At 67.3% G+C, this 26309-nt stretch carries 24 protein-coding genes and 1 pseudogene; 16 read left to right on the forward strand and 9 right to left on the reverse strand.

From position 1 onward, the window contains the following. The first annotated feature begins 102 nt into the window (after positions 1-102). From ACSQ3Y_RS17005 to ACSQ3Y_RS17030, 6 genes are all read left to right on the forward strand, one after another. Entirely contained in the window at positions 103-1575 is a 1473-nt protein-coding gene (locus ACSQ3Y_RS17005; protein WP_436178177.1) for an MFS transporter, read from the forward strand. Positions 1576-1672: 97 nt separating this feature from the next. Further along, complete coding sequence (locus ACSQ3Y_RS17010) at positions 1673-2173, forward strand: hypothetical protein (RefSeq protein WP_436178178.1); 501 nt, start codon at positions 1673-1675, stop codon at positions 2171-2173. Between the two features lie 43 nt (positions 2174-2216). Then, the gene (locus ACSQ3Y_RS17015; RefSeq protein WP_436178179.1) at positions 2217-3305 is read left to right on the forward strand and encodes a diguanylate cyclase domain-containing protein; all 1089 of its coding nucleotides are present in this window, start codon (positions 2217-2219) and stop codon (positions 3303-3305) included. A gap of 189 nt (positions 3306-3494) precedes the next feature. Next, positions 3495-4058: a hypothetical protein gene (locus ACSQ3Y_RS17020; protein ID WP_436178180.1), complete on the forward strand. Its 564-nt coding sequence runs from the start codon at positions 3495-3497 to the stop codon at positions 4056-4058. A 109-nt stretch (positions 4059-4167) separates the two neighbouring features. Continuing rightward, positions 4168-5877, forward strand: coding sequence for a sensor histidine kinase (locus ACSQ3Y_RS17025; RefSeq protein ID WP_436178181.1), 1710 nt, complete (start codon positions 4168-4170; stop codon positions 5875-5877). Beyond that, entirely contained in the window at positions 5874-6566 is a 693-nt protein-coding gene (locus ACSQ3Y_RS17030) for a response regulator transcription factor (protein ID WP_436178182.1), read from the forward strand. The genes ACSQ3Y_RS17025 and ACSQ3Y_RS17030 overlap by 4 nt, the downstream gene beginning before the upstream one ends. On the opposite strand, the gene ACSQ3Y_RS17035 is transcribed toward ACSQ3Y_RS17030, so the two are convergent. Then, a complete protein-coding gene (locus ACSQ3Y_RS17035) occupies positions 6517-7014 on the reverse strand; it encodes a hypothetical protein (protein WP_436178183.1) in 498 nt (165 codons plus the stop codon). The genes ACSQ3Y_RS17030 and ACSQ3Y_RS17035 overlap by 50 nt on opposite strands. Before the next feature lie 151 nt (positions 7015-7165). Between ACSQ3Y_RS17035 and ACSQ3Y_RS17040 the strand changes: the two genes are divergently transcribed. After that, positions 7166-7924 (forward strand): CPBP family glutamic-type intramembrane protease, encoded by a 759-nt coding sequence (locus tag ACSQ3Y_RS17040; protein WP_436178184.1) that lies wholly within the window; start codon positions 7166-7168, stop codon positions 7922-7924. Between the two features lie 6 nt (positions 7925-7930). Here the strand turns inward: ACSQ3Y_RS17040 and ACSQ3Y_RS17045 are convergent, their stop codons facing one another. Then, positions 7931-8386, reverse strand: a complete 456-nt coding sequence (locus tag ACSQ3Y_RS17045) for a hypothetical protein (RefSeq protein ID WP_057265342.1) — start codon at positions 8384-8386, stop codon at positions 7931-7933. 130 nt (positions 8387-8516) lie between these two features. Between ACSQ3Y_RS17045 and ACSQ3Y_RS17050 the strand changes: the two genes are divergently transcribed. Beyond that, positions 8517-9278 carry a CPBP family glutamic-type intramembrane protease gene (locus ACSQ3Y_RS17050; protein ID WP_436178185.1) on the forward strand — a complete coding sequence of 254 codons (762 nt, stop codon included), beginning with the start codon at positions 8517-8519 and terminating at the stop codon, positions 9276-9278. A gap of 157 nt (positions 9279-9435) precedes the next feature. Beyond that, entirely contained in the window at positions 9436-10830 is a 1395-nt protein-coding gene (gene gor / locus ACSQ3Y_RS17055) for a glutathione-disulfide reductase (protein WP_436178186.1), read from the forward strand. A gap of 58 nt (positions 10831-10888) precedes the next feature. Here the strand turns inward: gor and ACSQ3Y_RS17060 are convergent, their stop codons facing one another. Then, positions 10889-11713: an EAL domain-containing protein gene (locus tag ACSQ3Y_RS17060; protein ID WP_436178187.1), complete on the reverse strand. Its 825-nt coding sequence runs from the start codon at positions 11711-11713 to the stop codon at positions 10889-10891. A gap of 253 nt (positions 11714-11966) precedes the next feature. On the opposite strand from ACSQ3Y_RS17060, the gene ACSQ3Y_RS17065 reads away from it, so the two are divergent. The 3 genes and pseudogenes from ACSQ3Y_RS17065 to ACSQ3Y_RS17075 all read left to right on the forward strand — a co-directional run bounded on the left by ACSQ3Y_RS17065 (position 11967) and on the right by ACSQ3Y_RS17075 (position 14859). Beyond that, positions 11967-12584: a hypothetical protein gene (locus ACSQ3Y_RS17065; RefSeq protein ID WP_436178188.1), complete on the forward strand. Its 618-nt coding sequence runs from the start codon at positions 11967-11969 to the stop codon at positions 12582-12584. 93 nt (positions 12585-12677) lie between these two features. Then, a pseudogene (locus tag ACSQ3Y_RS17070) lies at positions 12678-13492 on the forward strand (LysR family transcriptional regulator). A gap of 167 nt (positions 13493-13659) precedes the next feature. Beyond that, on the forward strand, positions 13660-14859 hold the full coding sequence (locus tag ACSQ3Y_RS17075) for an IS4 family transposase (protein WP_436180129.1): 1200 nt from the start codon (positions 13660-13662) through the stop codon (positions 14857-14859). Positions 14860-15082: 223 nt separating this feature from the next. Here the strand turns inward: ACSQ3Y_RS17075 and ACSQ3Y_RS17080 are convergent, their stop codons facing one another. The 3 genes from ACSQ3Y_RS17080 to ACSQ3Y_RS17090 all read right to left on the reverse strand — a co-directional run bounded on the left by ACSQ3Y_RS17080 (position 15083) and on the right by ACSQ3Y_RS17090 (position 18912). Next, positions 15083-16522 carry a hypothetical protein gene (locus ACSQ3Y_RS17080; protein WP_436178189.1) on the reverse strand — a complete coding sequence of 480 codons (1440 nt, stop codon included), beginning with the start codon at positions 16520-16522 and terminating at the stop codon, positions 15083-15085. Between the two features lie 699 nt (positions 16523-17221). Then, positions 17222-17956: a phytanoyl-CoA dioxygenase family protein gene (locus tag ACSQ3Y_RS17085; RefSeq protein WP_436178190.1), complete on the reverse strand. Its 735-nt coding sequence runs from the start codon at positions 17954-17956 to the stop codon at positions 17222-17224. Between the two features lie 14 nt (positions 17957-17970). Continuing rightward, positions 17971-18912 carry a DUF6910 family protein gene (locus ACSQ3Y_RS17090; RefSeq protein WP_436178191.1) on the reverse strand — a complete coding sequence of 314 codons (942 nt, stop codon included), beginning with the start codon at positions 18910-18912 and terminating at the stop codon, positions 17971-17973. 129 nt (positions 18913-19041) lie between these two features. Here ACSQ3Y_RS17090 and ACSQ3Y_RS17095 point away from each other — a divergent pair, with 129 nt between their 5' ends. Together ACSQ3Y_RS17095 and ACSQ3Y_RS17100 are read left to right on the forward strand one after the other, a co-directional pair. Then, positions 19042-19245 carry a hypothetical protein gene (locus tag ACSQ3Y_RS17095; RefSeq protein ID WP_436178192.1) on the forward strand — a complete coding sequence of 68 codons (204 nt, stop codon included), beginning with the start codon at positions 19042-19044 and terminating at the stop codon, positions 19243-19245. A 14-nt stretch (positions 19246-19259) separates the two neighbouring features. After that, a complete protein-coding gene (locus ACSQ3Y_RS17100) occupies positions 19260-19490 on the forward strand; it encodes a hypothetical protein (protein WP_436178193.1) in 231 nt (76 codons plus the stop codon). Positions 19491-19517: 27 nt separating this feature from the next. Here ACSQ3Y_RS17100 and ACSQ3Y_RS17105 read toward each other — a convergent pair whose 3' ends face one another. Next, the gene (locus tag ACSQ3Y_RS17105; protein ID WP_436178194.1) at positions 19518-20042 is read right to left on the reverse strand and encodes a phospholipase D family protein; all 525 of its coding nucleotides are present in this window, start codon (positions 20040-20042) and stop codon (positions 19518-19520) included. A gap of 41 nt (positions 20043-20083) precedes the next feature. Further along, positions 20084-20557, reverse strand: coding sequence for a hypothetical protein (locus tag ACSQ3Y_RS17110; RefSeq protein WP_436178195.1), 474 nt, complete (start codon positions 20555-20557; stop codon positions 20084-20086). A gap of 258 nt (positions 20558-20815) precedes the next feature. Between ACSQ3Y_RS17110 and ACSQ3Y_RS17115 the strand changes: the two genes are divergently transcribed. Together ACSQ3Y_RS17115 and ACSQ3Y_RS17120 are read left to right on the forward strand one after the other, a co-directional pair. Next, a complete protein-coding gene (locus ACSQ3Y_RS17115; RefSeq protein ID WP_436178196.1) occupies positions 20816-23062 on the forward strand; it encodes an ATP-binding protein in 2247 nt (748 codons plus the stop codon). Next, positions 23059-25323: a two-component system response regulator gene (locus ACSQ3Y_RS17120; protein WP_436178197.1), complete on the forward strand. Its 2265-nt coding sequence runs from the start codon at positions 23059-23061 to the stop codon at positions 25321-25323. The genes ACSQ3Y_RS17115 and ACSQ3Y_RS17120 overlap by 4 nt, the downstream gene beginning before the upstream one ends. A 55-nt stretch (positions 25324-25378) precedes the next feature. On the opposite strand, the gene ACSQ3Y_RS17125 is transcribed toward ACSQ3Y_RS17120, so the two are convergent. Then, positions 25379-26296, reverse strand: coding sequence for a LysR substrate-binding domain-containing protein (locus tag ACSQ3Y_RS17125; RefSeq protein WP_436178198.1), 918 nt, complete (start codon positions 26294-26296; stop codon positions 25379-25381). Between the last annotated feature and the right edge of the window lie 13 nt (positions 26297-26309).

The following is a 26309-nucleotide window of genomic DNA, read 5'->3' on the forward strand; positions in this document are numbered from 1 at the left end:
GCATGGCGTCTGGTGCACTGATTGAATGCAAATGCTGCGCCTTCCGCTATCTCCGATGGGCGCCTACGCTCGGTGCATCCCTCTGAAACCTGCCGCCGCACCATGATCCAACCCGCCCTTACCACCCCCCCAAACACCTCGTCCCCCGTCGCGCCACGCGGCGTGCTGGCCAGCCTGTCGTTGTCCATGCTGCTGTCCTCGCTGGGCACCAGCATCGCCAACGTGGGTCTGCCCACGCTGGCGCAGGCCTTTGGCGCCAGCTTTCAGCAGGTGCAGTGGGTGGTGCTGGCCTACCTGCTGGCCATCACCACGGTGGTGGTCAGCGTGGGGCGCCTGGGCGACCTGCTGGGCCGCAGGCGCTTGCTGCTGGCGGGCATTGCCTTGTTCACCGGGGCATCGCTGCTGTGCGGCCTGGCGCCGTCGCTCTGGCTGCTGATCGCCGCGCGCGCCGTGCAGGGCCTGGGTGCCGCCGTGATGATGGCGCTGGCCATGGCCCTGGTGGCCGACGCGGTGCCCAAGGCGCGCACGGGCAGCGCCATGGGCCTGCTGGGCACCATGTCGGCCGTGGGCACGGCGCTGGGGCCCACGCTGGGCGGGGCGCTGATCGCGGCCTGGGGCTGGCCGGCGCTGTTCTTCATCAACCTGCCGCTGGGCGGGGCCGCGATGTGGCTGGCACGCCGCTACCTGCCGGCGGACCGCGAGCGGGCCGCCACACAGCGCCCGCGCTTCGACATCGCCGGCACGGTGCTGCTTGCGGCCACACTGGCCGCCTATGCGCTGGCCATGACGCTGGGGCGTGGCAGCTTCGGCACGTTGAATGCAGCGCTGCTGGTGTGCGCTGGCGCAGGCCTGGCCCTGTTCGTGGGGGTGGAGCACCGGGCAGCGGGCCGCGCAGGTGGTGCCGCGCCGCTGGTGCCCCTGGCGCTGTTCAAGGGCCCTGCACTGGGCGCCGGCTTTGCCATGGGCGCGCTGGTCACCACCGTGGTCATGGCCACGCTGGTGGTGGGCCCGTTCTACCTGTCGGGCGCGCTGGGGCTGGGTGCTGCGCAGGTGGGCCTGGCCATGTCGTGCGGGCCGCTGGTGTCGGCCCTGGCCGGCGTGCCGGCCGGCGGCCTGGTGGACCGCCTGGGAACCCAGCGCACTACCGTGGCCGGACTCATCGCCATGGCGGCAGGCTCGGCTGCGCTGGCGCTGCTGCCGGCGGTGTGGCCGGCTTCGGGCGTGCTCGGCTATGTGGCAGCGCTGGCCGTCATCACCGCCGGCTACGCGCTGTTCCAGGCCGCCAACAACACGGCGGTGATGGCGGCCACAGCGCTGCAGCCGCAGCAGCGCGGCGTCACCTCGGGCCTGCTCAACCTGTCGCGCAACCTGGGCCTGGTCACCGGTGCATCGGCCATGGGTGCGGTGTTCGCGTGGGGTGCCGGCAGCCAGGGCATCGCCACGGCGCAGCCAGGTGCGTTGGGGGCGGGCATGCAGGCCACATTCGGCGTGGCGGCGGTGCTGGTGGGGGTGGCGCTGGGGATTGCGCTGGCGTGGGGTGGCGTGCGCCAGGCAGCCTCTGCGCGGCCTGCATAGAACCTGGGGGTGGGCGCTGGCCTCGCAGGCTTGCGGTATGCTTTTGCGAGCGGCTATCGCGTGCTGCTTGCCACCAAGCCGCTGATCCCCCTTGCCCATGACCGACCGCATCACCACCCTGGTTCAATCGACCACTGCCATCCTGGGCCAGCCTGAACTGTCCACGGACGAGATCGAGACCCAGGTACTGGCCCTGGCTGGCGGCGATGCCATGCTTGCCCGCCGGCTGATAGACGTGGTGCCTGAAGGGTTCGGGCTGGTGCTGGTCTCTCACATCAAAAGCGCCAAGACGATGCAATTGCCTACCGAATTCGCGGTGCAAGATGCTGCAGGCGAATGGATGGGCTTTCCCTTCGCACGCGAACCCATCTTCATCGCCGCCGTGCTGGCGGCCCAGGCCATGTTCCACACCGGGCCGCGCCTTGCGTTCCAGACGGTCACCGACCGCAGCGCCTTGCTCAACACGGTGAACGATGCGCTCAACCAGGGCGGCTCGCTGGAGGGGGCCACGCTCGGTGGTCCGAGCTTCCTGGGCATACCGGCCGCCGTCTATGCAGAGGGTCTTCCCGTTGCGGCCGCGCCCCCCGTGGGCCAATAATGCAGGTCAACTGCCAGCCACTCACTCATTTGTAGAGCACGCCATGGACCTTGCGCTTTCCCCTCCGCCGGACGACGCCAGCATCCTCAGCGCGCTGGCCGACCCCCGGCGCCTGGCCGCCGTGCAGCGCACGGGCCTGCTCGACAGCCCGCCCGAAGAGAACTTCGACCGCCTCACCCGCCTGGCCTCGCGGCTCACGGGGGCGCCGGTGGTCTTCGTCTCGCTGCTGGACCAGGGGCGCGATTACCACAAGAGCCTGGTCAGCCCCGTTGCAGAGGCACCCGGCAGCAGCCGCGTGCGCATGGGCCGCACCTTCTGCCACTACGTGGCCGTGACCAAGGTGCCCCTGGTGATCGAAGACGCCACGCTGCTGCCGGTGTTCCGCGACGTGCCCAGCGTCAAGGCCATGGGCGTGCGCGCCTATGCCGGCGTGCCGCTGCTCACGGAAGAGGGCGACACCCTGGGCACCTTCTGCGCCATCGACTTTGCGCCCCGGCACTGGACCGAGCAGGACCTGGACGTGCTCACCGAGTTCGCCCACTCCGCCCTGCGCGAGATCCGCCTGCGCATGGCCCTGCAGCATGCCGATGCCGTCAACCAGCAACTGGTGGAGCAGATCCAGCGCGTGGACGAGCTGAACATGAAGCTCGAAGAGCTGGCCACCACCGACCCCCTGACCGGCCTGCGCAACCGCCGCGCCTTCGACAGCCACATGGCGCAGGAGCTGGCCATCGTGCAGCGGCGCGGCACGCCGCTGAGCCTGCTCATGCTGGACGTGGACCACTTCAAGCGCGTCAACGACACCCTGGGCCACGACGGCGGCGACCGCGTGCTGCAGGCCATTGCCGGCCACCTGAAGGCTTGCGCCCGCACGGTGGACGTGGTGGCCCGCGTGGGCGGCGAAGAGTTCGCCGTCATCCTGCCCAGCACCGGCGAGGCCGGCGCCCACGAAGTCGGCGAGCGCATGCGCAAGGCCGTGGAAGACGGCCCCTGGCCCGAGATGCCCGTGACCATCAGCGTGGGCGTTGCCACGCTGGTGGATGGCGAGGATGCCGAACGCATTTACGGGCGCGCCGATGCCGCGCTGTACGCGGCCAAGCAGGCGGGGCGCAATAGGGTGCAGCAGGCGTAAGGCCAGTCGTCACCGGGGAGGCGGACGGCGGCCCCATGCCGCCCGCGCCGTTCATCCCGCGTTCATCTTCTGCTCACGGCCTTGTCATCTGGTATTCAGGCCGCGTCCATACCGCTTTGGTGAACTGTAGGTCTCCCAGGCAGCCATCCGGCAGCTGGGGGAAACCATCCATTTCAACCAGAGAAAACCATGAAAACATCCATCTGCATCGCCGTCGCCAGCCTCCTGGTGGGCGCAGCCGTTATGCCTGCCGCCGCCAAGGGCCCGGTCGTCAACCACGCCATCTCCGAAAGCGAGGTGCTGGCGGCCCAGCAGGCCTGGTGCAAGGCGCTGGTCGACATCAGCACCACCAACACCGCCAGCGGCCCGGTGGCGGCCAAGGCGCTGGCCGAGAAGGTGATCGACGCCGCCTACGGCTACCAGATGGGCGCCGTGCTGTTCAAGCCGACCCTGACCACCACGCCCCAGACCTTCCGCACCACCCGCGAGGGCGCGCTGGCCTACTTCGTGGGTGGCAACCCGGCCTACCCCAAGGACACGGGTTTCGCCCTCAAGGGCTGGACCCAATGCGAGATTGCCAATGCCGCCGTGTTCATCGCCGGTGACTCGGCCAACACCATGGGCAACGTGATGTTCACCGACAAGGCCGGCAAGGTGACCACGGTGGACAAGACCTGGGCCTTCGTCAAGGACGATGCGGGCAAGCTGCGCATCGTAGTGCACCACTCGTCGCTGCCGTTCACCGGCAACTGATGAGTGGCGGGGCCGGGTACCCCCGCCCCGCGCCCGGCCTGGCAGGCGCACCGCCGGTGCGCCTGCCAGGCTTCATAATCCGAGCCTCCCGACCAGGCCTTTCGCCCCCATGTACCGCGCACGACTCTCCCTGGCCTTGGCCGCCTTGGTGGCCCTGGTCTGCATCCAGGCCGCCTTTGTGTACTGGGGTGCCAACCGCGTCAACGACTACGCCCAGCACAGCCGGCTGGCCAGCGACATCCAGGCCGAGCTGCTGGACCTGTCGGCCAACAAGCAGCGCCTGCGCGTGTGGGCCATGCAGCGCCTGATGAACACCGATGCCCAGCCCGAGCAGCGCGAGCGCCTGGTGGCCAGCATGGTTGCCAGCGCCGCCAACCTCGACGACCTGGTGCGGCGCGACCTGGCGCTGTGGACCGAGCTGGTGCGCCGCGAGGGCGTCAGCATGCCCGCCGAGGTGCCCCAGCTCGTAGGCGTGACCGAGCTGCTGCGCGACAACATCCAGGCGGTGGAGGCACGGCTGGCGCAGCTGGTGCCGCTGGAGCAGGGCGCCGACTTTCCGGCCCTGTGGGGCGAGCTCACCCAGGTGTTCGATATGGCGCGCGGGCGCGACCTGCGCGAGCTGATCAACGGCGCCATTGCACACCAGCGCGCGGCCGTGCCCGTGGCGCGCGCCGCTACCGAGCGCGGGCTCGATGTGCTGCGTGCGCAGGCCATCGGCATGGCCCTCATCACGCTGGTGGTGGCCGTGGTGCTGGCGCTGCACCTCAAGGGGCGCCTGCAGCGCCCGCTGGACCGGCTGCTCGAAGGCACGCAGGCCCTGCAGGCCGGGGCACTGGACCACCGCGTGGCCACCGGCTCCAACGACGAGTTCGACCGCGTGGCCCAGCACTTCAACGCCATGGCGGCCGAGCTGCAGCAGCACCGCGCCCGCGCCGATGCCGCGCGCCGCGGGCTTGAAGACGCCGTGCATGCCCGCACCCAGGAGCTGAGCGCCGCGCACGACACCCTGCAGCGCCTGGACCAGCGCCGCCGCCAGCTGTTTGCCGACCTGGGCCACGAGCTGCGCACCCCGGCCACCTCCATCCGCGGCGAAGCCGAGATCGCGCTGCGCGGCGGCGACAAGCCGGCCGACGAATACCGCCAGACCCTGGCACGCATCGTGGGCGGGGTGGACCAGCTCACCCGCGTCATCCACGACCTGCTGCTCATCGCCAAGGCCGAGGCCGACCAGCTGGTGATGCACCCGGCCCCGGTGGACCTGCGCGCCCTGCTGGGCGATGCCGCAGAGCAGGGCGCCGCCCTGGGCGCTGCACAGGGCGTGCACGTGCAACTGCTGGACAACCCCGAAGAGGGGGGCGATGGCAGCGGCGCACTGCCCACCGGCCTGGTCACCGTGCTGGCCGACGCCGACCGCCTGCGCCAGGCGCTGGTGATCGTGCTGGACAACGCGGTGCGCTATTCGGCGCGCGGCACCACCGTGCGCATCGGCCTGCAGGGCATGGCCGGGGCGAGTGGGGCAAGTGGAGTGGGTGAGGTCGCGGTCGTGGTGCACGACGAGGGCATCGGTATCGACGCGGACGATTTGCCCCGCGTTTTCGAGCGCTTTGTGCGCGGGCGCCGGGCGCGCGCCCACCGTGCCGACGGCACGGGCATCGGCCTGTCCATCGCCCAGGCCATCGTGCAGGCGCACCAGGGCCGCGTCGATATTGCCAGCGTGCCACAGCAGGGCACGGTGGTGCGCATCGTGCTGCCGCTGGTGGCGGCATCGCCACCCGACGCCGCGCAGGCCGCAGGCGTGCAGCCGGGGGCGCTGGCATGAACAACCAGATCCTGGTGGTGGAAGACGATGCGCGCGTGGCCGACTTCCTGGTGCGCGGCCTCAAGGCCGAGGGCTACCGCGTGGAGCTGGCCCGCACCGGGCCCGAAGGCCTGGCCCTGGCGCGCGGCGCCGAGCCCGGCGTGTTGCTGCTGCTGGACCTGATGCTACCCGGCCTGAGCGGACTGGAGCTGTGCCAGACCCTGCGCGCCGAAGGCCGCCACATGCCCATGCTGATGCTCAGCGCGCTGAGCAACACCGAAGACAAGGTCAACGGCCTGCGCCTGGGCGCAGACGACTACCTGACCAAGCCCTTTGCCTTTGAGGAACTGCTGGCCCGCATCGAGGCCCTGCTGCGCCGGGGTCGCGAGCAGCGCCCGCGCGCCAGCACCCTGCAGGTGGCCGACCTGGTGCTGGACCTGGAGCGCATGCAGGCCAGCCGCGCCGGCCAGCCCATCGCGCTCACCGCCCGCGAGCTGGCCTTTCTGGAGCTGCTGATGAGCGCGCCGGGCCGCGTGTACAGCCGCGAACGCATCCTCTCCAACGTATGGGGCACCAACGAGGACCCCCTGACCAATGTGGTGGACGTGTACGTGCGCCGCCTGCGCAGCAAGATCGACGAAGGCCATGCGCTGGCGCTGATCAAGACCGTGCGCGGCTTCGGCTACCGGCTGGACGCCACGGCAGATTAGGTCCCTGCGGCATCCGGCTCAGGTGGACAACGAGCCAGACCGTCAGCCAGGGCGATGCGGCCAACGCCACCAAGTCGGCCCGGGCCAACAGCCTCATCGGGCTGCGCACGGAGACCGTCCCCAGAAAATACAGGAGCCCCAGGGCGCAGACCCCCATGGCCGCCGCGCATGCTGCGGCGGGTCGTTGTGCGGGGGCTACCAGCGCGCAGAGAAACACCGCCATCAGGCCGGGCATGGATGCCCCGCCAATGTCCAGCACCAGGCGTGCGGCAACCAGCAGGCCGCACTTCACGCTGACAGGGTCACTGCCGTAGCCTGCCAGCGGCGGCGGGCAAGCCGCCACGGTGGTGTGTGCGAAGACCCACCACATCCAGCAGCCAAGCAGCACTGCGCCGACGAACACGAAGGGCAGGGCGCACCAGCGAAGCCCGGTTTTCAGATAGTGCATAGCTTCTTGCAGAGAGCAAACGGTGCGCCAGTGTTGCCCCGTTCTGTGAGGCCTGTATGAAGTGCTGGTCCGCGCTATGCTCTCCAAGGCACATGCCACTGGCGGCCACTGCAAGGCCGCCCTGGCTCGCCGACCACCCCACCTGGCTTGCATGACACCTGACCAAACCACTGCGCCCCCCGGCGCCGACTTCCCCTTCTACAACGGCCAGCCCGTGGCGCTGGGTGCGCGCCAGTGGTGCTTCATCCTGCTGGCCTTGGCGGCGGCCTATGGTGCGCTGTACATCCCCGCCATGGTGGTGTGGCGCGTGTCCGGCGGGTGGGCTGCTGCGGTCCCGGCCCTCGTGTTCCCGCTGTTGCCGCTGCTGGCACTCAGGGCGGTGGCGGGGCCGCAGTGGCAGGTGCTGTTCAGGCGCATGGGCTGGCGCGACCTGGGGCTGGCCGTGGGCCTGGTGTTCCTCAGCATCGGCGTGACGGTGGCCGTCGCCCTCATCGTCGCGCACTTCTTCGGCGCCGTGCCCAATCCCGTGATCAAGGCGCTGGCCGGCATGGGCACTAAAGAAAGGCTGGTCTTCATGGCCAGCACTGTGCCGCACCTCATCGGCGAAGAGATCCTCACCGTGCTGCCGTTCCTGGCGCTGCTCACCTGGCTGGCCGGCCCGCTGGGCTGGCCACGGCGCCGGGCCATCGTAGGCGCTTGGGTGTTGGCGTCGGTGCTGTTCGGTGCCCTGCACCTGCCCACTTACGGCTGGAACGTGGCGCAGAGCCTGATCATCATCAGCACCTCGCGCGCGGTGCTGTGGCTCGCGTACCTGCGCACCAGGAACCTGTCGGTCGCTGCCCTGGCGCACATCCTCAATGACTGGTTGCTGCTGGGCTTTGTGGTGCTGCTCGGGGCCGTGATCGGCTGAGCAGGGTCAGCACCGCGCCCTGCGCGATGGCCGCACCGCACGCGCCACGAGCAAGGCCGCTAGCCAGGGCGAGGCGGCGCTGGTCAGGCCCACGGCGATGACCAGACCGGCAGGCCGCAGGCTGTGCGTGCTGACCAGCATGTACAGCACCGCCAGGGCGCTGGTACCGATGGCGGCGATGCGTGCGGTAGCCGCCTTGTTCGCGGGCGCCACAGCGGCGCACAGCAGCACGGGCAGGGCGCCCGTGAGGGCCGCGCCAACGATGTCCTTGGCCAGGTAGACCACCAGGGGCCAACTGCATTTCTTGTCGCCGCTGGCGCCGCCGTACCAGACCAGGTCGGGCGGGCAACGGGCCAGTGAGAAGTCGCCGAGCTTCAGCCACAGCCAGATGCCCAGGCCGATGGCTCCGGCGAAGACGAAGGGTTGGGCTAACCGGCGCAGCGGGTGGGGTACGAAGTTCATTGGAGGCGGGTACAACGGGCGCACGGGCATGTGCCTGCCAAGTGTTGCCCACGGCTGTGAGGCCAGTGTGAAGTGTCAGCCCACCGAAATGCCTTCTAATGTGCTTTACCGCCCCCCTGCACATATCCTCATGACCCTTGCGCAGACCCCCGCAGCCACGCCTGGCGGCGCCGACTTCCCCTTCTACAACGGCCGGCCGCTCGCCCTGGGTGCGGGCCGCTGGTGCGTGCTACTGCTGGGCGCGGCGCTGGGCTTTGCCGCGCTGTACCTGCCCATGCCTGCAGCCTGGGGGGCTTGGGGCGCGGTGGTGCCGGCCATCCTGTTCCCGCTGGTGCCCTTGCTGGCGCTGCGGGCCGTGGCCGGGCCGCACTGGCAGGTGCTGTTCCGGCGCGTGGGCTGGCGCGACCTGGGCCTGGCCCTGGGCGTGGCGCTGCTCAATATCGCCGTGACCTTGTCGGTGGCCCTGCTGGTCAACCGTCTGTTCGGCGAGGAGGCTTCCAACCCCGCGTTCGGTGCGCTCGGGCGCATGGACATGGGCGAGCGCATGGCCTTTTTTGCGCGCACCATCCCCCAGCTCATCGGCGAAGAAATCATCACCGTGCTGCCCTTCCTCGCCGTGCTCGCCTGGTTGTCGGGCCCGCTGGGCCTGGGCCGAGGCCAGGCCATCGTGGGGGCCTGGCTGGTGTCGGCGCTGATCTTCGGCGCCCTGCACCTGCCCACCTATGGCTGGAACGTGGCGCAGTGCCTGCTGGTGATTGGATCGGCGCGACTCGTGCTGTCGCTGGCGTACCTGCGCACCAAGAACCTCACGGTGTCGGCCATGGCCCACATCGCCAATGACTGGCTGCTTTTTGCAGGGGGCATGGTGCTGGGTAGTGCGGTCGGCGCCTGAGCCGCCATCTCGGTACGCGACGTGCGGCCGATTTTGGCCCTGCAGCGCTCTCTTGTTCAGCGTTGCCTTACCATCCCATGCGACCTGCTGATTGCCTGCAGCGCAATGCATGCGCGTGCACCGGGCTGCAAAACACAATGACAAGGAAAACAATGCGATGAGCGGCTATGACTATGACCTGTTTGTGATCGGCGGAGGCTCCGGCGGCGTGCGGGCCGGCCGTGTGGCCGCCTCGCTCGGCAAGCGCGTGGCAGTGGCCGAGGAGTACCGGTTTGGCGGCACCTGCGTCATCCGCGGCTGTGTGCCCAAGAAGCTGTTCGTCTATGCCTCGCAGTTCCACGAGCACTTCGAGGACGCTGCAGGCTACGGCTGGCAGGTGGGCACGCCCACGTTCGACTGGAAGGCGCTCATCGCCGCCAAGGACAAAGAGATCGCCCGGCTCGAAGGGCTGTACCGCCGTGGCCTGGACACCAACGGCGCCGAGATCATCGACAGCCGCGCAGAGCTGGTCGACGCCCACACCGTGCGCATCGTGGCGACCGGCAAGACCGCTACCGCCGAACGCATCGTCGTCGCCACGGGCGGTGCGCCCAACCCGCATGCCGCGCTGCCCGGCCATGAGCTGTGCATATCCTCCAACGAGGCCTTCGACCTGCCGCAGCTGCCGCGCTCCATCCTGATTGCTGGCGGCGGCTACATCGCCGTCGAGTTCGCCAACATCTTCCACGGCCTGGGCGTGGATGTGACGCTGATCTACCGCGGCAAGGAAATCCTCTCGCGCTTTGACCACGACATGCGCCAGGGCCTGCACAAGGCCATGGTGGACAAAGGCATCCGCATTCTGCTCACCGATGTCATCGAGAACGTGGCCAAGGTGGAAGGTGACGGCGGCGGCCTCATCGCCACCACGAAGAACGGCGAGAGCATCGCCATCGACGCCGTCATGCTGGCGCTGGGCCGCGACCCCAACACCCGGGGCCTGGGGCTGGAGGCGGCCGGCGTTGCCCTGGACGAGCGCGGCGCCATCATCGTCGATGCGTACTCGCGCACCAATGTGCCCAGCATCTGGGCGCTGGGCGACGTGACCAACCGCGTGCAGCTCACGCCCGTGGCGATCCACGAAGCCATGTGCTTCATCGACACCGAGTACCGGGGCCAGCCCACCACGCCCGACCACGACCTGATTGCCACCGCGGTGTTCTCGCAGCCCGAGATCGGCACCGTGGGCCTGTCGGAGGAAGACGCCGCACAGCGGTATGCCGAGATCGAGGTCTACCGCGCCGAGTTCCGCCCCATGAAGGCCGCGCTGTCGGGCCGCGCGGAAAAGATGATCATGAAGCTCGTCGTTGATGCCGCCAGCCGCAAGGTGCTCGGCGCCCACATCCTCGGCCACGACGCGGGCGAGATGGTGCAACTCTTGGGCATCTCGCTTAAGGCCGGCGTCACCAAGGACGATTTCGACCGCACCATGGCCGTGCACCCCACCGCGTCGGAAGAGCTGGTGACCATGTACCAGCCGAGCTACCGCGTCAAGAACGGCCAGCGCACCTGACCCCGCGGCAGGCAGGGCAGGGGGTCAACACGGCCAGCCTGTGGGCAGGCGCCCGTCGTCAGCCCGGCGCGGCGCCGACCCCCGCCGCATCGACCTGTGCCATCGCCCGGAACGCCGGCCGCGCAAACAGGTAGCCCTGCATCAGCCGAATGCCGGTGTCGCGCAGAAAGTCACGCTCCGCCGGGGTCTCGATGCCCTCGGCTACCACGTCGATACCCATCTCTTCGCACAGCCGCACCAGGTTGCGTACGATGACCTGGCGTGCCCGGTTGGTGTCCACGTTGCGGATGATGTCCATGTCGATCTTGATGAGGTCCGGCTGAAAATCCGCCAGCAGCTTCATGCCCGCGTACCCGGCGCCAAAGTCGTCGATGGCTGTCCTGAACCCCAGGCGCCGGTACTCGCGCAGAATCTCGGCAAACCAGGGGCCGTCCTTGATGCGCTCGCCCTCGGTCACCTCGAAGATGATGTTTTCCACCGGGAAGCCATGCACCCGAGCCGCCTCCAAGGTGGTGCGTATGCACAGCTCGGGCTTGTAGATGGCGTTGGGCAAGAAGTTGATGGACACCGGAACCTGCATGCCCAGCTCGCTCGCCCCCTTGATGGCCTTGACCCGGCAGGCCTGATCGAACCGGTAGCGGTTGGCCTCGGTCACCTGCGACAGCACGCTGAACGCGCCTTCGCCCGCGGGCCCGCGCACCAGGGCCTCGTGCGCAAACACCGTGCGGGTGTGTAAGTCCACGATGGGCTGGTACGCATACTCGAACTGAAAGCCCAGGCGCTCGCCCCGCGCGCAGTCTTCGCAATCCTGCCGTGTGCCCGCCAGGGGCATGAAGCCCATGGGGAAGGCCGGGTTGGCGTGGGGCAGATGCTGCGTATACATACCAACATTGTGTCAGCAACCTGGCGGTCGGCGCCTGTCAGGGCTTGCCGATAGTGCGTGTCAGCCTTGCTGGATGCTGGGTAGTCTTTCCACGCAACGCGGTAGCCGCGCCCACCCACACCTGTGCCGGGGAAGATGCCTGCGTGAGGTGTGCCGGTGCACATGCCATTGAAGCGTCGCTGCAGTCACGTTTCACCGCTATGCTCGCACGCCTCGGCAGGTTTCGAACGGCTTACTTTTCAAGGAATGATCGATGTTCGCAAGGATTATGGCAATGGCTGCAATGGCGGTATTTCTATCTGGGTGCGCAACCACCGCGCAGATATCAGGCGCCGACCGGGCGGCCATCAAGTCCGTGGTAGTAAGCCGAGAGGTGGCGGTACCTGAAAAGATGACGTACATGGGGCCCGGCGGCGCAACGCACATGGTGTTTGGCGTCGTGGGCGCCTTGGCAACGCAGTTCAGCAGGGATGCCACGCGCGACGCGTTCCAGAAAGAGGTCTCCTCTGGGGCCACCATCGATCAGATCGCTTACGAAGAGACGCTCGCCCAGTTGCGCCAGTCGGGCAAGTTCCCGCTGAGGGACACCCGGGACGCAGGGAGCGCGACGTTGCACATATTGGTGGAAGGTTATGGCTTCAGCATCCCCAACGGATTCAGCTCCAACCTGGTGCCCACATTGCGCATGCGTTTGGAGCTGAAGGACAGCGGGGGGCGCGTGCTCTGGACTGCAATAGACTATCTGTCGGTTCTGGGCGGCCCGGTGGAGCCATTGGCCGCAGATGTGATCAGAACCAACGCTGCTGCCAGAGAAGCCTCTTGGCGAGCGGGTGCCAAGGCATTGGCGGCCAAGCTGGTGGCAACCTACTGACCCACTGCTGGCCAACGTTCGGGGGGCCGCGGACGTGGGCACTGTCAGATAGTGCCAGGTGTGCATCGTGGCGATCGACTGCTGAAATTGGCGATGCTGGGCAGTTTTACCCGCGCGGCCGAGGTCATGCAGACCACCCAGGCCGCAGTGAGCCTGAAACTCAAGCGCCTGGAAGACCGCCTCGGCTGCCGCCTTATCGAACGCACCCCGCGCCATGTGGAGCTGTCGGCACGCGGCGCGGCCTTTCTGGCACCCGCACGCGAACTGCTCGCCGTACACCAGCGCACCCTGGCCACCTTTGCCGAGCAACGCGACCGCGAGCGCATTGCCATCGGCATCAGCGACCACGTGGCCGGGCCCGACCTGCCCGCCCTCATCGCCCGCATGAACGCACACGACCCGGGCCTGGTGATCGAGATCCGCATCGGCTCCTCTGGCGGCCTGCTGCAGGCCTATGACCGGCGCGAACTCGATGTGGCCATCGTGCGCTTTCACGCCGACCGCAGCGATGGGCAGGTGCTGGCCGAAGAGCCCTTTGGCTGGTTTGCTGCGCCCACCTGGCAGCATTGCGCGGGCGAGCCACTGCCCATCGTCACGCTGGCTGAGCCTTGCGGCGTGCGGGTGATGGCCAGCCAGTTGCTCGACGAGGCTGGTGTGCCCTGGCGCGAGGCGTTTGTGGGGGGCGGGGTGGCGGCTGTGTCTGCGGCTGTGATTGCGGGGCTGGGCATAGCCGCCCTCGCGCCGCGCATGGTGCCGCTGGGGGCGGTGCAGGTAGGCGCGCGGCTGGGCTGCCGGCGTTGCCGCAGCTGCCGGTGGTGTTGCATTCGCGGGTGCGGGGTGGACGGGGGAGGGAGGCTGTGGGGGGGTTGGGGCAATCCACCGAACTTAAGCTAAAATACTCACTGTAACCCAATGATTTGATTGGGTTTTCTTGCAAATCTTCACTTGACAACGAACACCCCCATGGCAAGAAAACTCAGGGTTAACCCTTGGCATTGATGGCACTGCACTTGCGCACCTGCTCAGCGAGCTGAGCCAGCACATCCACAGCGATGCCTTTGCCCAAGCCGCACGGCTGGCGCAGCACCCCAATGCCTTCACGCGCAGCCGCAAACTGCCCTTGCCGCATCTCATCGGGGCCTTGCTGTGTCAGCGCGGCTCTTCCCAGCAAGTCATGCTGGACGGCTTCTTTGGCAGCCTGGGCTCTGACGGTGATGCGCTTGGGACTGGGATTGGGCTCGGGTATGTGCGCGGCGTCTCTGATCGCGCCTTTGCCAAGGCCCGCAGCCACCTCGATTGGAATGCCCTGCATGGGCTCAATGCGCGCTTGCTTGCGGGCGCGCAGGCCTGGGTGCCCCGCTGGCGGGGGCGGCGCGTGGTGGCTGGTGACGCCAGTGTGTTGATGCCTGCCTTGCGCGCCTGCCATCGGCTGCGGGTGGCCAGTGCGGACCAGCGCCTGTTTGCCTTGTACCTGCCTGGCGCTGAGCTGTGCCTGCACGCCCGGGTGCATGGCGCACAGGTGCCTGAGCGGCAGATGTTGTTCGAGGCTTTGGAGCAGTTGGAGCCTTTGGATGTGCTGGTGCTGGACCGGGGCTATCCCACCAGTTGGCTGGTGGCCCATCTGCAGGAGCGGGGTATAGGCTTTTGCATGCGCTGCGACAAGGCCAATGGCTGGAGCGCCATGCAGGCGTTCTTGCAAAGCCACCAGGCGGAGGCCATGGTGCAACTGAGAGCGCCCAGTGCACAGGATGCCAAGGACTACGAGTGCTCAGGTGCACCACCCTGGGTGCGGCTGGTGCGCTGTGTATCCAGCACCGGGCAGGTGCGGGTGATGGCAACCAACCTGCCCGCGCAGGACTTCCCGGCATCGGTGTTTGGGCACTTGTACCACCAGCGCTGGCGCATTGAAGAGGCGTTCAAGAGGCTCAAGCAGCGCCTCAAGCTCGAATGCATCTCTGGGCTGACGCAGCAGGCACTGCTGGTGGATGTGGCGGCCAAGGTACTGGCGGACAACCTGGCAGCACTGGTGTGCATGGCAGCGCAGACCGCCCAGCAGTTGCAGCCCGATGAGCGGGTGTGCAACCGCGCATACGCAGCGCAGGTGATGCAGCGTTGGCTGGCGCGTGCGCTGCTGGCCATTCAGGACATGCAGGGCTTGATTGCAGATGCGATTGCGTTGCTGGGCAAGAATCTGGTGCGCAGGGTGGCGGGCCGATCTCAGCCCAGACCCAGGCGCCATGTGAAGCCGCATCCGAACATGGCTTACAAGGGGTAGATTGGCTTAAGTTCGGTGGATTGGGGGTTGGGGGCGGCGTTTGTAAGATAGCGTCGCCGGGGCTGAATATGCCCGCTGATACCATGACTGCAACCGGGAAGATGCAGCCATTGGCGGCTTTTGAAAGCGGACGCTCAACGTTGGATTTGACCAGCAAGCAGTGGCATTGCGCCGCGAGGCTTACGCTCATCAACACGATTTGCGTCGAACTGCCTGTTGGACGTCACCTTTCCTCCCTATCCATCTCATCGTTCCGTTCTGCAGCCGCAATCGGCGGAATCGGAAATGCGACTCTACCGATGGCCGACAAGAGAGCAGAACGACATGCAGCCGCATATTCAGGGTCTGCATGCGCAAGCAAATACTGGACAGGCGGGAAGAGGTCAGTGGTTGCTACGAGCGCTGTCGACGAGGATGCAGCGGCGGTATGACACTTCTCGGTGAAAGGGTCAGACCGTTCTGGTGGTTCTTGAAGGCGATAGGCATTTCCGAACAAGACGGGCTTTGCAGGTTCTGAAACTTCCTCGCGCTGAAGATCCTCATGAATATTCATTGAGAGCTGACGCAACTTGTCGATGTTTACAGCCTTTGTGTCCTTGCCTTCCGCCTCGCCAATCAACCTGCCTTCGGCAGAATCGAAAACCACGTCAAACTCCGAGTCAGACTGCTTAAATGGTTCAGCCTTGAAGCCGAGAGTACTGAGGGCGTGAATGATCGCAGCCTCCAGGGGCTTGCCTTTTTCATAAAGTAGAGCACGGGGCATAGCGGCGATAGCAATCGCCTCGGAGATCTCCTCCTTCTTGCGCTGGGCGTGTTCGACCTGGCGCTCCGCCTCAAGGAGTTGAACGTGCAGCGCCGCCTCAGGTGCGAGCGTGTACAAGGTAGCTGCTGCCCACGTTGGTTCGGGCGTCACTTCTGACGAGGACCGGAGTGCTTTATCCAAGCCGACTAAAGCGGAAAGGAAAGCGCCGGCAAACTTGGTTGCGTCAGACGACCATACCGTGCTGTTTCCCTTCCTTTTCGTAAAACTCGGAGGACTGAAATCCAAGTCAGGGAGCAACAACAGCGTTCCAGCCGAAGACTTGCTTCTGTAGATCGCACCCACCGGCTTGTCGCCCGCCCTAGTCAATACGCACGCGGGGACTTCAGATGCGCTTAAGACTACATTGTAGTTAGACCGATCTCCAAATTCAGCCCAATACGCGGCCAGCACTTCGACGCCCTTCGGGGCTAGTTTCATCGAACTTCCGGTTGTCTTCACTGGACTTAAGCTCACCGGAAGCGTGTCGTAATTTGTGAGGGGCGCGACGTGGCGGGTCACCTTCTGATTTCGACCAGTACCTGAGTATGAACGCCCGCCGGTATCTACGTAAGCTTCGTACAGAGATGGGAGGAACACAACGACTGTCTTTCCCGTCTCAATTGCCTGCTTGATCTCGCGTCGCCAGTGCTCACAACATTCTTTGGCTGCGAACGAGCCGGCATCATTGAACGATGGCTTTCCTTGGTACGTTTCATAGTAGTTGTGGAGAAATTCTGAGATTTCAGGCCTGAAGAGAAAGATGTCCCAGTCCAACAGTGATGCCTTCGATCTGAAGGTCGCGTGTGTGGTATCGGTCGATGCGAGCTCAAGACCAACAGTGAGAATTTTTCGTGTTGCCATGTGAATCTGATTGATTGTTACATATAACGTAATATATCCTGCAGTAACCGTGTGACAAACATGGAGCATGTGGGATGTTCAAAAACATCAGCTCCGAGGGTTAATGGCTTCAAGTCCAACTATTTCGGTGAGGCAAAAGGCGACCCGTATCGGATCTCCGGTACTCACAAGATGAGCGTGGTGCGCTGTACCAAACGCAAATTGCGGCGACCGTGGATGCCGATGTGCATGATTGGTACTGGAACCGAATCCGTAGCCTCGCGGTATCTCAACCCATAGGGCGCCTGGTGACCGGCACTACTCATTGAGGCATGGCCCTTGCTGCTGTCGCCTTGGCGTGGCGATCCATATCACCACCGTGGCTGTCTGCGCTGTGGGCATGGGCATTCGGGGGCGCAGCGTGTCGTTCGGCATCGGCCCCACGCGAGGGCGGGGATCTGATAGACCCCGCCGACTTCCACGATGCCTTCAACCACCAGCCGATGTGGAAGCAGGTGCCCCTGCCCGGCGCAGCCGCAGTGGTGGCCATGGGCGTGTGCATCCTCGGTGCCGAGGGGTGGGCGGCCTTCATCCGCGGGTTTGCGCGGGGGCGGCCCGAGGTGGCGTGGGAAGCAGCCCTGGGGCCGGTGGAGCCTGTGGGCCAGCCTGTTGTTGCTGGGGGCGTGGGTGGTGGCGCTCGGGGCCTTTGCACTGGGTTAGTCAGCGCAAAGGCCCCAGTGCAAAGCGCGTGGTCGCCATCATGCGGATGTGCTTGGACGCATTGACCGAAGGCGAATGCACCGTGCGCATGTCCATCAGGAACACATCGCCGGCTTTGCCACACATCTCGGCCAGTGCCGTGCCCGACGCGGCCAGGGCCGTTGCCAGGTCTGCACCGCTGCTTTTCAGTGCGCTACGCAGTGCGCCGGCGGCCTGTGACGCCAATCGGTGCGAGTGCGCCAGCGCCAGGGTAGCGCCGCCCTGTGGCACCACGTCGTCGATCAGGTAGAACGCCTGGATGCCCGGAACCTCATCGGGGTCGGGCCGGGGCGCCACGTCCACATGCCAGTTCAACTGGGCCAGCGACCATGCGCCCTGGCGTGGCAGTGAGAGCAGCAACTGTTCGCCCTGTGCGGTGACGGGTTGCGCGCCCGCCAGTGCGGCGACGGCGGCCTGCACCTCGGGCGTGCATATGGCATCGTGCAGGTTAGGCACTTTCACTTGCGATGACAGGCGGGCGATCTGCTGGAAGGCGGGCAGGCGGTCGGGGGCGCTGCCCAGGCTTTTGCTGCCGCTCCAGATCCTGAGGCGCATGAGTTCGGCAAGGATGCTGTCCTTGACGGCCTTGAGCCGTGGCCTGGGGATGAAGTCAGGCAGGTGGAGCACGCCTTCGCTGCGGAAGATGTTTTGCTGTGACGTGGTCAGCGGGGCGCGGTCTGAATTGGCAGGGGGCATGGCTTGATCATCCGTCAATCCAGTGCGACCACCCACAACCGCGACGCACGCTCAGGATCATCCGCATCCGTAACCATCAGCAGCCGCTCCTTTCCATCCAGCGCAATCCCTTCGACCTTGGGCGCCCCCTCCAGGGAGGCTATGCGCAGCAGCCTTCCATCCGCACCGACCCAGCCAATGGCCGATGCCACGCATTCACCGTCCGCATAGCTGTCGTCCGTGTTCTCGGCCACGGCGCTGAAGATCCATCCGCCAGCGCCGCCGGCCAGCGCCGCGCCATCGGTGAAGCCAAGGGGCACACCATCCACCATGCCCAGGTCGAACAAGGTGGTGCGCAGCGGTGCCGGTGGCGCTGCACGCGTGCCGGCCAGCCAGGCCAGCAATGGGGCCAGTGGGTAGCTGATGCAGGCATTGCGCGCATCGCCCTTGTTGCCGCGCTGCAGCAGGTGCAGGCAGTCATTCGCGACAAAGGCGCCTTCGATGTTCAGGTCGGCAAACTCCGCACGCAGGGGCGTGTAGAGCGCAGAAAAATCCAGCACCTGCGCAGCGCCATCGGGGCGCCCGGTGGCATCGAGCGCGATGACAACGCCCCGCTGCCGATTGGGTTTGGACCCCGACCCGAGGGCCAGCAGCGCCCCGTGCGGGTGCGTGGGCGACGCGGGCAGCAGGGCCAGCGCTTCCAGATCGGGCTTGCGCTTTTTGCGGGCCTTCGGCTCGGCTGGCAGGTCGCCTGGCAGGATGCGGTGCAACTGCACCAGCGGTGCCTGTGGCAAGTGCTGCAGCACGGCTGCGCCGGCAGGCAGCAGGCCCAGGTGGTGCTCATCGTCCGCCACCAGGTAGAGCCATGCGCCAGCCCGCACCAGCCCGCTGGCCGCGCTCAGGTGGGCCTGGCCGCGCGGGTGAGTCGCGGGGTCGAGCAGCAGGTCCTGCAGAGGGGTTGGTGTGATGAGGTGCATGGCGATGTGAGCATAGATGAAAGCAAGGGCGCAGACGAAAAGGAGAGGGGGCACCAAAGCCACTTCCATGCCTTCTGCCTCCCGGAAGTGGGCTAGGATTCAGCGTCTGACATCAAAGGAGGAGGATGCATGAAATTCCCAACCATGGCGTTCCTGGCTGCGGCGGCCGTGCTGGCCCTGCCGGCATGCAGTTCAACCGACGTTGTCCGCGCGCCGGTGGAGGCGACCATCGGCCAGCAGTTGATCGACCTCAAGAGCGCGTTCAACAACGGCGCATTGAGCAGCCGCGAGTACGACAGCCAGCGCCGCCGGCTGATCGACAGCGTGAAGTGAGTGAGAACAGCGCCATGAACAACCACACCAACCATCGGATTACCACCATCACCCTCGTCTGCGCATGCCTGGTATCGCTGGCCGGCTGCGTCAGCAGCAGCACCTCGCGCGTGACCGTGCAGGAGGGCGTCAAGTTCTCCAAGGGCCGCGAGCTCGACGACCTGGTAAAGGCCTACGACGCCCAGGCCGTGACGCGCAGCGAGTACGAGGAGCTGCGCCAGGTCATCATGAAGCGCCCCAACTGATCCAGGGGGCGTGCCTACTGCTGTCCGTCAGCGCGCCGGGTAGGGCTTGCCCAGGTCCCAGCGCGACTGCCAGTGCGCCAGGTACTGGCGCGCGACATCGGGCATGCCGCGGATGACGACCACGTTCTCGGAGTTCATCGTCTCGGCGGACGGCGCGAAGTTGAAGGAGCCCGTCTCCACCGTGTGGCCGTCCACGATGATCGTCTTGTCGTGGTGGATGTGGTAGTCGTCGTTGGTGCGCAGCTCAAGGCCATTGCCGGTCACGAAGTCCATGGCCGCCTTGCTGGGCTTGTTGCGGTTGCGCTTCTTGTCGACCACGATGCGCACCTCCACACCGCGCTTTTTCGCATCGACCAGCGCCTGCGTGATGTCGGGCGCCTGGAAGACATAGGCCAGCATCTGGATGCTGTGCTGCGCGCCGCCAATGGTCTCCAGCACCAGCTGGCGCGCCGAGCCTTCGGGCGAGAAGCCGACCTGGACGCTGGGTTCGGCGTGGGAAAGGCAGGGCATGCACAGCAGCGCTGCGAGGGCGAGGGATCGGATCGGGTTCATCGCACCTCAGGTGGGGCTGGATGGATGGCTGGGGCCCCTGCTCAGGCGGCGCCATTCTTGAGCAGATCGGCGCGCGTGGCCAGGTCTTTGAAGAACTGCGCATCGGCGAAGATTTCGGTGAAGTGCTTTCCCAGCGGGGGCCTTCGGTTCTCACCATCGCGCAGCAGATAGCCCAGGCTGCCGACGATGCGCTTCCTGGCCTTCTTGTCCGAGGCCGCAAACCGCTGCTCGAACGCCTCCAGGGTCTGCGGGAAGGATTCGTAGGCGTCGAACAGGCGATCCAGTGCGGCGGTGGCGTCGTAGACGGAATCCGCCGTGGTCGCGAACTCGACCAGCCCGCTGATGGCCGCGGCAGGCAACATCGCCTGCGCATTCGCTTCGGGGAACCGGGCCGCGATCATGTCCGTTGATTGAAACAGCGGCCCCAGGTGTTTGCTCAGGTGCCAGGCATTGACCGTGGAGTGGCCCTTGGGCCACTGGCTGCGGGGGGTGATGCGGGGGTACATGGTGCTCATGGCGCCGGGTGTCATGGATTGGAGGGCATCGGGAATATAAGTTAACGCCACCATGGTTGCAAGGCAGGCAGGCACCGTGCCGCTGCAAAACGGGGGCGGCAGGGCGCGCCGCCCTACCGACAGCCTCCGCGCCACGCACAGCCCGGGAACCCAGCAGCCGACTGCCGTGCGGGGCCATGGCAATTTCTACTGCGCAAAGGTAACAATTCGTTATAGGATATCCCCAAACCACCCGTCTCCACCGATTCAATTCCCGCCATGGGCACCGCCAGCGGGCCCCCCCGCACCTTTGAGGACGCCGCGCCCACCCTGCGGCTGCGGGTGCTGCTGCGCTTTGAATCGGCGCAGGTCGAGCATGCGTTTGGCGAGCACTACCTGTCGTTCTACCACCGCTATGCCCAGGGCGCGCTGGTGTTGGGCCTGCTGCTGGTGCTGGGCGACTTCCTGGTCGACTGGCTCGCCTACCCCACGGTGGCGGGCAACGCGCTCAGGCTGCAGGTGGCCGTGCCCATTTTGCTGCTGGGCCTGGCGTACACCTTTTTGCCGCAGACGCGCCGGCATTGGCAGCCGGTGCTGGCCGGCTTCATCGTTGCGCTGTCGCTGTGCCTGTTCTGGATATTGCTGCGCATCGATGCGGCCGGGGGCGAGGGGCTGACCTCGTGGGTTGGCATCCTGAACTTCACCTTTCTGGAGTTCTATTGCTTCATCGTGCTGGGCCTGCAGTTCCGCTGGGCGCTGATGGCGGGCCTGTCCATCCTCGCGATCTTCTGTGCCACGCTGTGGTGGCACCCCGGCCAGTCGGCGGCCGAGGCGGCCTACTGGTCCTACCACGTGCTCACGCTGTTTTTGCTGGCGGTGGGGGTGGGCTGGTGGCGCGAGTTCATCGTGCGCAAGGACTATGCGGCCCAGTGGGCGCTGGAGCGTGCGCGCCTGGCCGCCGAGCAACTGGCCCTGGTCAAGAGCGAGTTTCTGGCCACCATCAGCCACGAGATCCGCACGCCGCTCAATGGCGTGCTGGGCATGAACGAGCTGCTGCTCGGCAGCGGCCTGAGCAGCGAGCAGCGCGGGTGGGCCGGCGCGGTGCAGGCCTCGGGCCGGCACCTGCTGGCGCTGATCGACGACGTGCTCGATGTCTCCAAGATCGAGGCCGGGCAACTGCGGCTGGAGCGGGTCGACTTCGACCTGCGGCGCGAGATTGGTGCGGCGCAGGCCATGTTCGTGCAGCCCGCGCTGGCCAAGGGCCTGGAGCTGCAGGCGCAGGTGAAGTGGCAGATGCCCGAGTGCCAATTGGTGGGCGACCCGTTGCGCCTGCGCCAGATCGTCGCCAACCTCATCGGCAACGCGATCAAGTTCACGGAACAGGGCCGCGTCAATGTGCAGGTGTGGGTGGCGCCAGCGCAGGTGGCCGGGCGAGCCCAGGTAGACATCGTGGTGCAGGACTCGGGCATTGGCATACCGGCCGAGGCGCAGCAGCGCATCTTCGAGCGCTTTGCCCAGGCCGACGGTTCGACCACGCGCCGCTTTGGCGGCACAGGCCTGGGCCTGGCGATCTGCCGCGACCTGGCGCGGGCCATGGGGGGTGATATTGCGGTGCAGAGCCAGCCGGGGGCCGGGTCGCGCTTTGCGGTGCAACTGGAGCTGCCCTTGGCCGGCCCGGTGCCAGCCCGTATCGACCGCGAGGAAGGTGCTGCAGGGGCAGCTGTGGAGGCCGTGCCCCGGCTGCAAGGCACGGTGCTGCTGGTGGAGGACCACCCGGTCAACCGCGCTGTGGCGGCGGGCATGCTGCGCAAGCTGGGCCTGGCCTGGCGTGAGGCGCACGACGGCGCACAGGCCATCGAACAGGTGCGCCAGCACGATTTCGACGCCGTGCTCATGGACTGCCAGATGCCCGTGGTGGATGGCTATGCCGCCACCCGGGCGATACGCGGCCTGCCGGATGGACGCGGGGCCAGCCTGCCCATCATCGCGCTCACGGCCAACGCCGGTGCCGACGACGCTGCCCGGTGCCGGGCCAGCGGGATGGACGGCTTCATCGCCAAACCCTACGGCATCGGCACCCTGGCTGCGGCCCTTGCGCCTTGGCTGCAGGCCCGGAGTGCCCCGCCTGTGGAGGTGCCGGAGGATCCCGTGGCGCCGGCCGATGCCCACGCGGCCATCATCGACGCGCGCGCGGTCGAGACCCTGCTGTACCTGGACGAGCACGGCGGCACGGGGCTGCTGCGCGAGGTGGTGACGGGCTTCCTCGATGCCGCCGCGCAAGGCCTGGCGGGCATGGAGCAGGCGCTGGCCGATGGCCGGCTGGCCGATGCAGCGCGCATCGCCCACGGCCTCAAGTCCTCGGCCGCCCATGCCGGCGCGCTGGAGCTGGCCGAGGGCCTGGGCAGCGTGGAGCGCCATGCGCTCGCGGGCGACGCCCCGGCGGTGGGCCAGGGGCTGGCGCGCATGCACGCTGCCCACAGCCGCACTGTGGCCGGCCTGCAGGCCGTGCTGGAGGCGCACCCATGAGCAAGGAGGCGCTGGCCTTGCTGGATGGGCAGCCGCCTGAAGCGGCGCTGGTGGCCGCCACCCGCGTGCTGATCGCCGACGACGACCCCGGCATGCGCGCCATGCTGCGGGCCGCCGTGCGCAAGCTCGGCTTCGAGCCCGTGCTGGCCGAGGACGGGGCTTCTGCGCTGCTCGCGTTCCGCCAATCGGCCTGCTCGCTGGTGCTACTGGACGTGGAGATGCCAAGCCTCAACGGCTACGAGCTGTGCAGCATCTTGCGTGGCGAGGCCGGCCCGTTCGTGCCCATCGTGCTGGTCACGGGCAATGACGATGTGGCGTCCGTCGAGAATGCGTATGCGGCCGGCGCGACGGACTTCATCTCCAAGCCCGTGAACTGGTCCATCCTGGGCCACCGGCTGCGGCACCTGATCAAGAACTTTGGCATCCAGCGCGACCTGCAGCGCGCGCAGGCGCGCAACGCGGCCATCCTCGATGCGCTGCCCGATCTGCTGTTCGAGCTCGATGCCCAGGGCCGCTTCATCCAGTGCAACGCGCCCGCCACCGAAGAACTGGCCACGCAGCACCGCGCACTGGTGGGCCGCACGGTCAGCGAGGCCCTCTCGCCCAAGCTGCGCGAGCTGGCCATGGCCGCCGCCGCCGAGGCGCGCACCCTGGGGCATGCCAGCCCGCGCACCTACCGCCTGCACCTGCCCACCGGGGAGCGATGGTTCGAGCTGTCGGTGGCGCGCAAGCCGGCCGATGGCCTGCAAGAGGGGCAAGAAGGACAAGGCGGGCAGGAGGGGCCCACCTTCATCGCCCTGTCGCGCGACGTCACCGCGCGCAAGCACGCCGAGCGCCGCATCTCCGACCTGGCCGACTCGCTGCGCCAGGCCAATGCCGACCTGCGGCGCGCCAACGACCAGCTGCAGCGCCAGGCCTTCGAAGACCCGCTCACCGGCCTGCCCAACCGCGCCCTGTTCCACGAGCGGCTGGACCAGGCCGTGCAACGCATTGCCGGGGAGGGCGCGGCCACGGGCGCAGGGCTGCCTTGCGCGCTGGGCGTGATGTTCATCGACCTCGACGGCTTCAAGCCCATCAACGATACCTTCGGCCACGCGGCGGGTGACGGCGTGCTCAAGGAGGTGGCGCGGCGCCTGCAGTCCGTGGTGCGGGGCGCCGACCTGCTGGCCCGGCTGGGTGGGGACGAGTTCGTGGCGCTGATCGAATCGCCCACGGCCGACGAGGACGCCATGCGCGTGGGCGGCCGCATCATCGAAGTGCTGCGGCGCCCGTACCCGGTGGGCCGGCACCGGGTATCGCTGTCATGCTCCATCGGGGTGGTGCTGCACCCCGGTCAGGAGCCCTCGGGCGACCGTTTGCTGGCCTGCGCCGATGCGGCGATGTACGAGGCTAAGCGTGCCGGCGGCGGCAGTTGCGTGCTGTACGAAAAGTCCATGTCCGACGACGGCACCGAAGAGGTGCTGATGCGCCAGGCGCTGCGCGAGTCGCTGGAGCGCGGAGACCTGGTGCTGCACTACCAGCCCAAGGTGGACTGCACCCAGGGCCAGGTGCATGGCCTGGAGGCCCTGCTGCGCTGGGAGCACGAGAAGTTCGGGCAGGTCAGCCCCGAGATCTTCATCCCGCTGGCCGAACGCTATGGCCTCATCGGCGCCATCGGCAACTGGGTGATCGACACGGCCTGCGCGCAGCTGGCGCAATGGCAGGCGCAGGGGCTGCGGTGCCACATTGCCATCAACCTGTCGCCCCACCAGTTGCGCCAGCCCGATCTGGTGGATCGCATCGGCCAGGCGCTGGGGGCGCACCGGCTGCGCCCCTCGCAACTGGTGTGCGAGATTACCGAATCGACCATGATGGAGCACTCGGTGCAGGAGCGCGCCACGCTCGAACGCATCGCGGCCCTGGGGGTGCGGCTGTCCATCGACGACTTCGGCACCGGCTACTCGTCACTGGCGCACCTGCGCCACATTCCCGCACAGCAGCTCAAGATCGACCGCAGCTTCGTCACCGACCTGGCCAGCAGCGAACAGGCCCGCCATGTGGTGCAGGCCGTGATACAGCTTGCACACGGGCTGGGCATGGAGGTGGTGGCCGAAGGCGTGGAGACCGAGGCGCAGATGCAGGTGCTGAGCAGGCAGGGCTGCGACCTGGTGCAGGGGTTTCACATAGCCTCACCCATGCCGGCGGCGGACGTGCCGGGCTGGATGCGCGACCGCGAGCACACGCCCAGCCTGTGGAGCCCGCTCCCGGGTCCAGCCGCCTGATCTGCCGGGGCTCCAACGCCACCGTGCTGTGGTTGCAGCGCTGTCGGGCGGGTCGTTACTGCGGCAGCGTGATCGATAGCGCCGCCGTCCTTTCCGCCACGAAGTCCCTGAGCACCCGCACCAGCGGCGTGAGCTGCCGGCGGCTGGGCACCACCAGAAACAGCGGCGTCGGCTCCGTGGTCCACTCCGGGCACAGCGCCTGCAGCCGCCCTGCGGCCAGGTCCGCCGCCACATCCAGCCCGGCCTTGTAGGCGATGCCCTTGCCCAGCAGAGCCCAGCGGCGCACGGCGTCGCCGTCGTTCGACACGTTGACGCTTCGCACGCGAACGGTCACCTCCGGGGCCCCGTCACCGGGGGTGAAGCGCCAGCGGTCGTGCACCTCGTCGCCGAGCATGAAGCACAGGCAGTCGTGCCCCGTGAGTTCGTGCGGAGTGGCGGGCGCGCCATGCTTTGCGAGGTAAGCGGGTGACGCGCACAGCACGCGGCGCACGCCGGGCGCCAGGGGCAGGGCGACCAGGCCCGAGTCCGGTGGCTTGCCGTAGCGAAAGGCCGCGTCCACCGGGTCGCTGTAGACATTGGCCACGCGGTCTGACAGCTGCAGGCGGATGTCCACCTCTGGGTGCTGCTCCTGGAACTCGTGCAGCCAGGGCAGCAGCACGTTGCGTCCCAGGTCCGACGGGGCCGACAGCTGCAGCACGCCGCGCAACGCCTGCTCGCCGGCGGCCAGTTGCTGGCCGGCCTGCTGCAGCGCTGCGAGGGCGGGGCGGCACTGCTCCAGAAACAATTCGCCCTGTTGCGTGAGCCGCAGGCTGCGCGTGGAGCGCACGAAGAGCTGCACGCCCAGCTCGGCCTCCAGGCGCTTCAAGGCCGCGCTGGTGGCCGCCGGCGTGAGGTCCAGCGCGCGCGCCGTGGCCGACAGGCTGCCGTTGTCCACGGTGCGCACGAAGATGTCGAGGTCTTGCAGGGCTTTCATGGTGTGGCGCGGG

Source organism: Acidovorax sp. LjRoot66 (assembly GCF_964253305.1).
Taxonomy (GTDB): Bacteria; Pseudomonadota; Gammaproteobacteria; order Burkholderiales; family Burkholderiaceae_C; genus Acidovorax.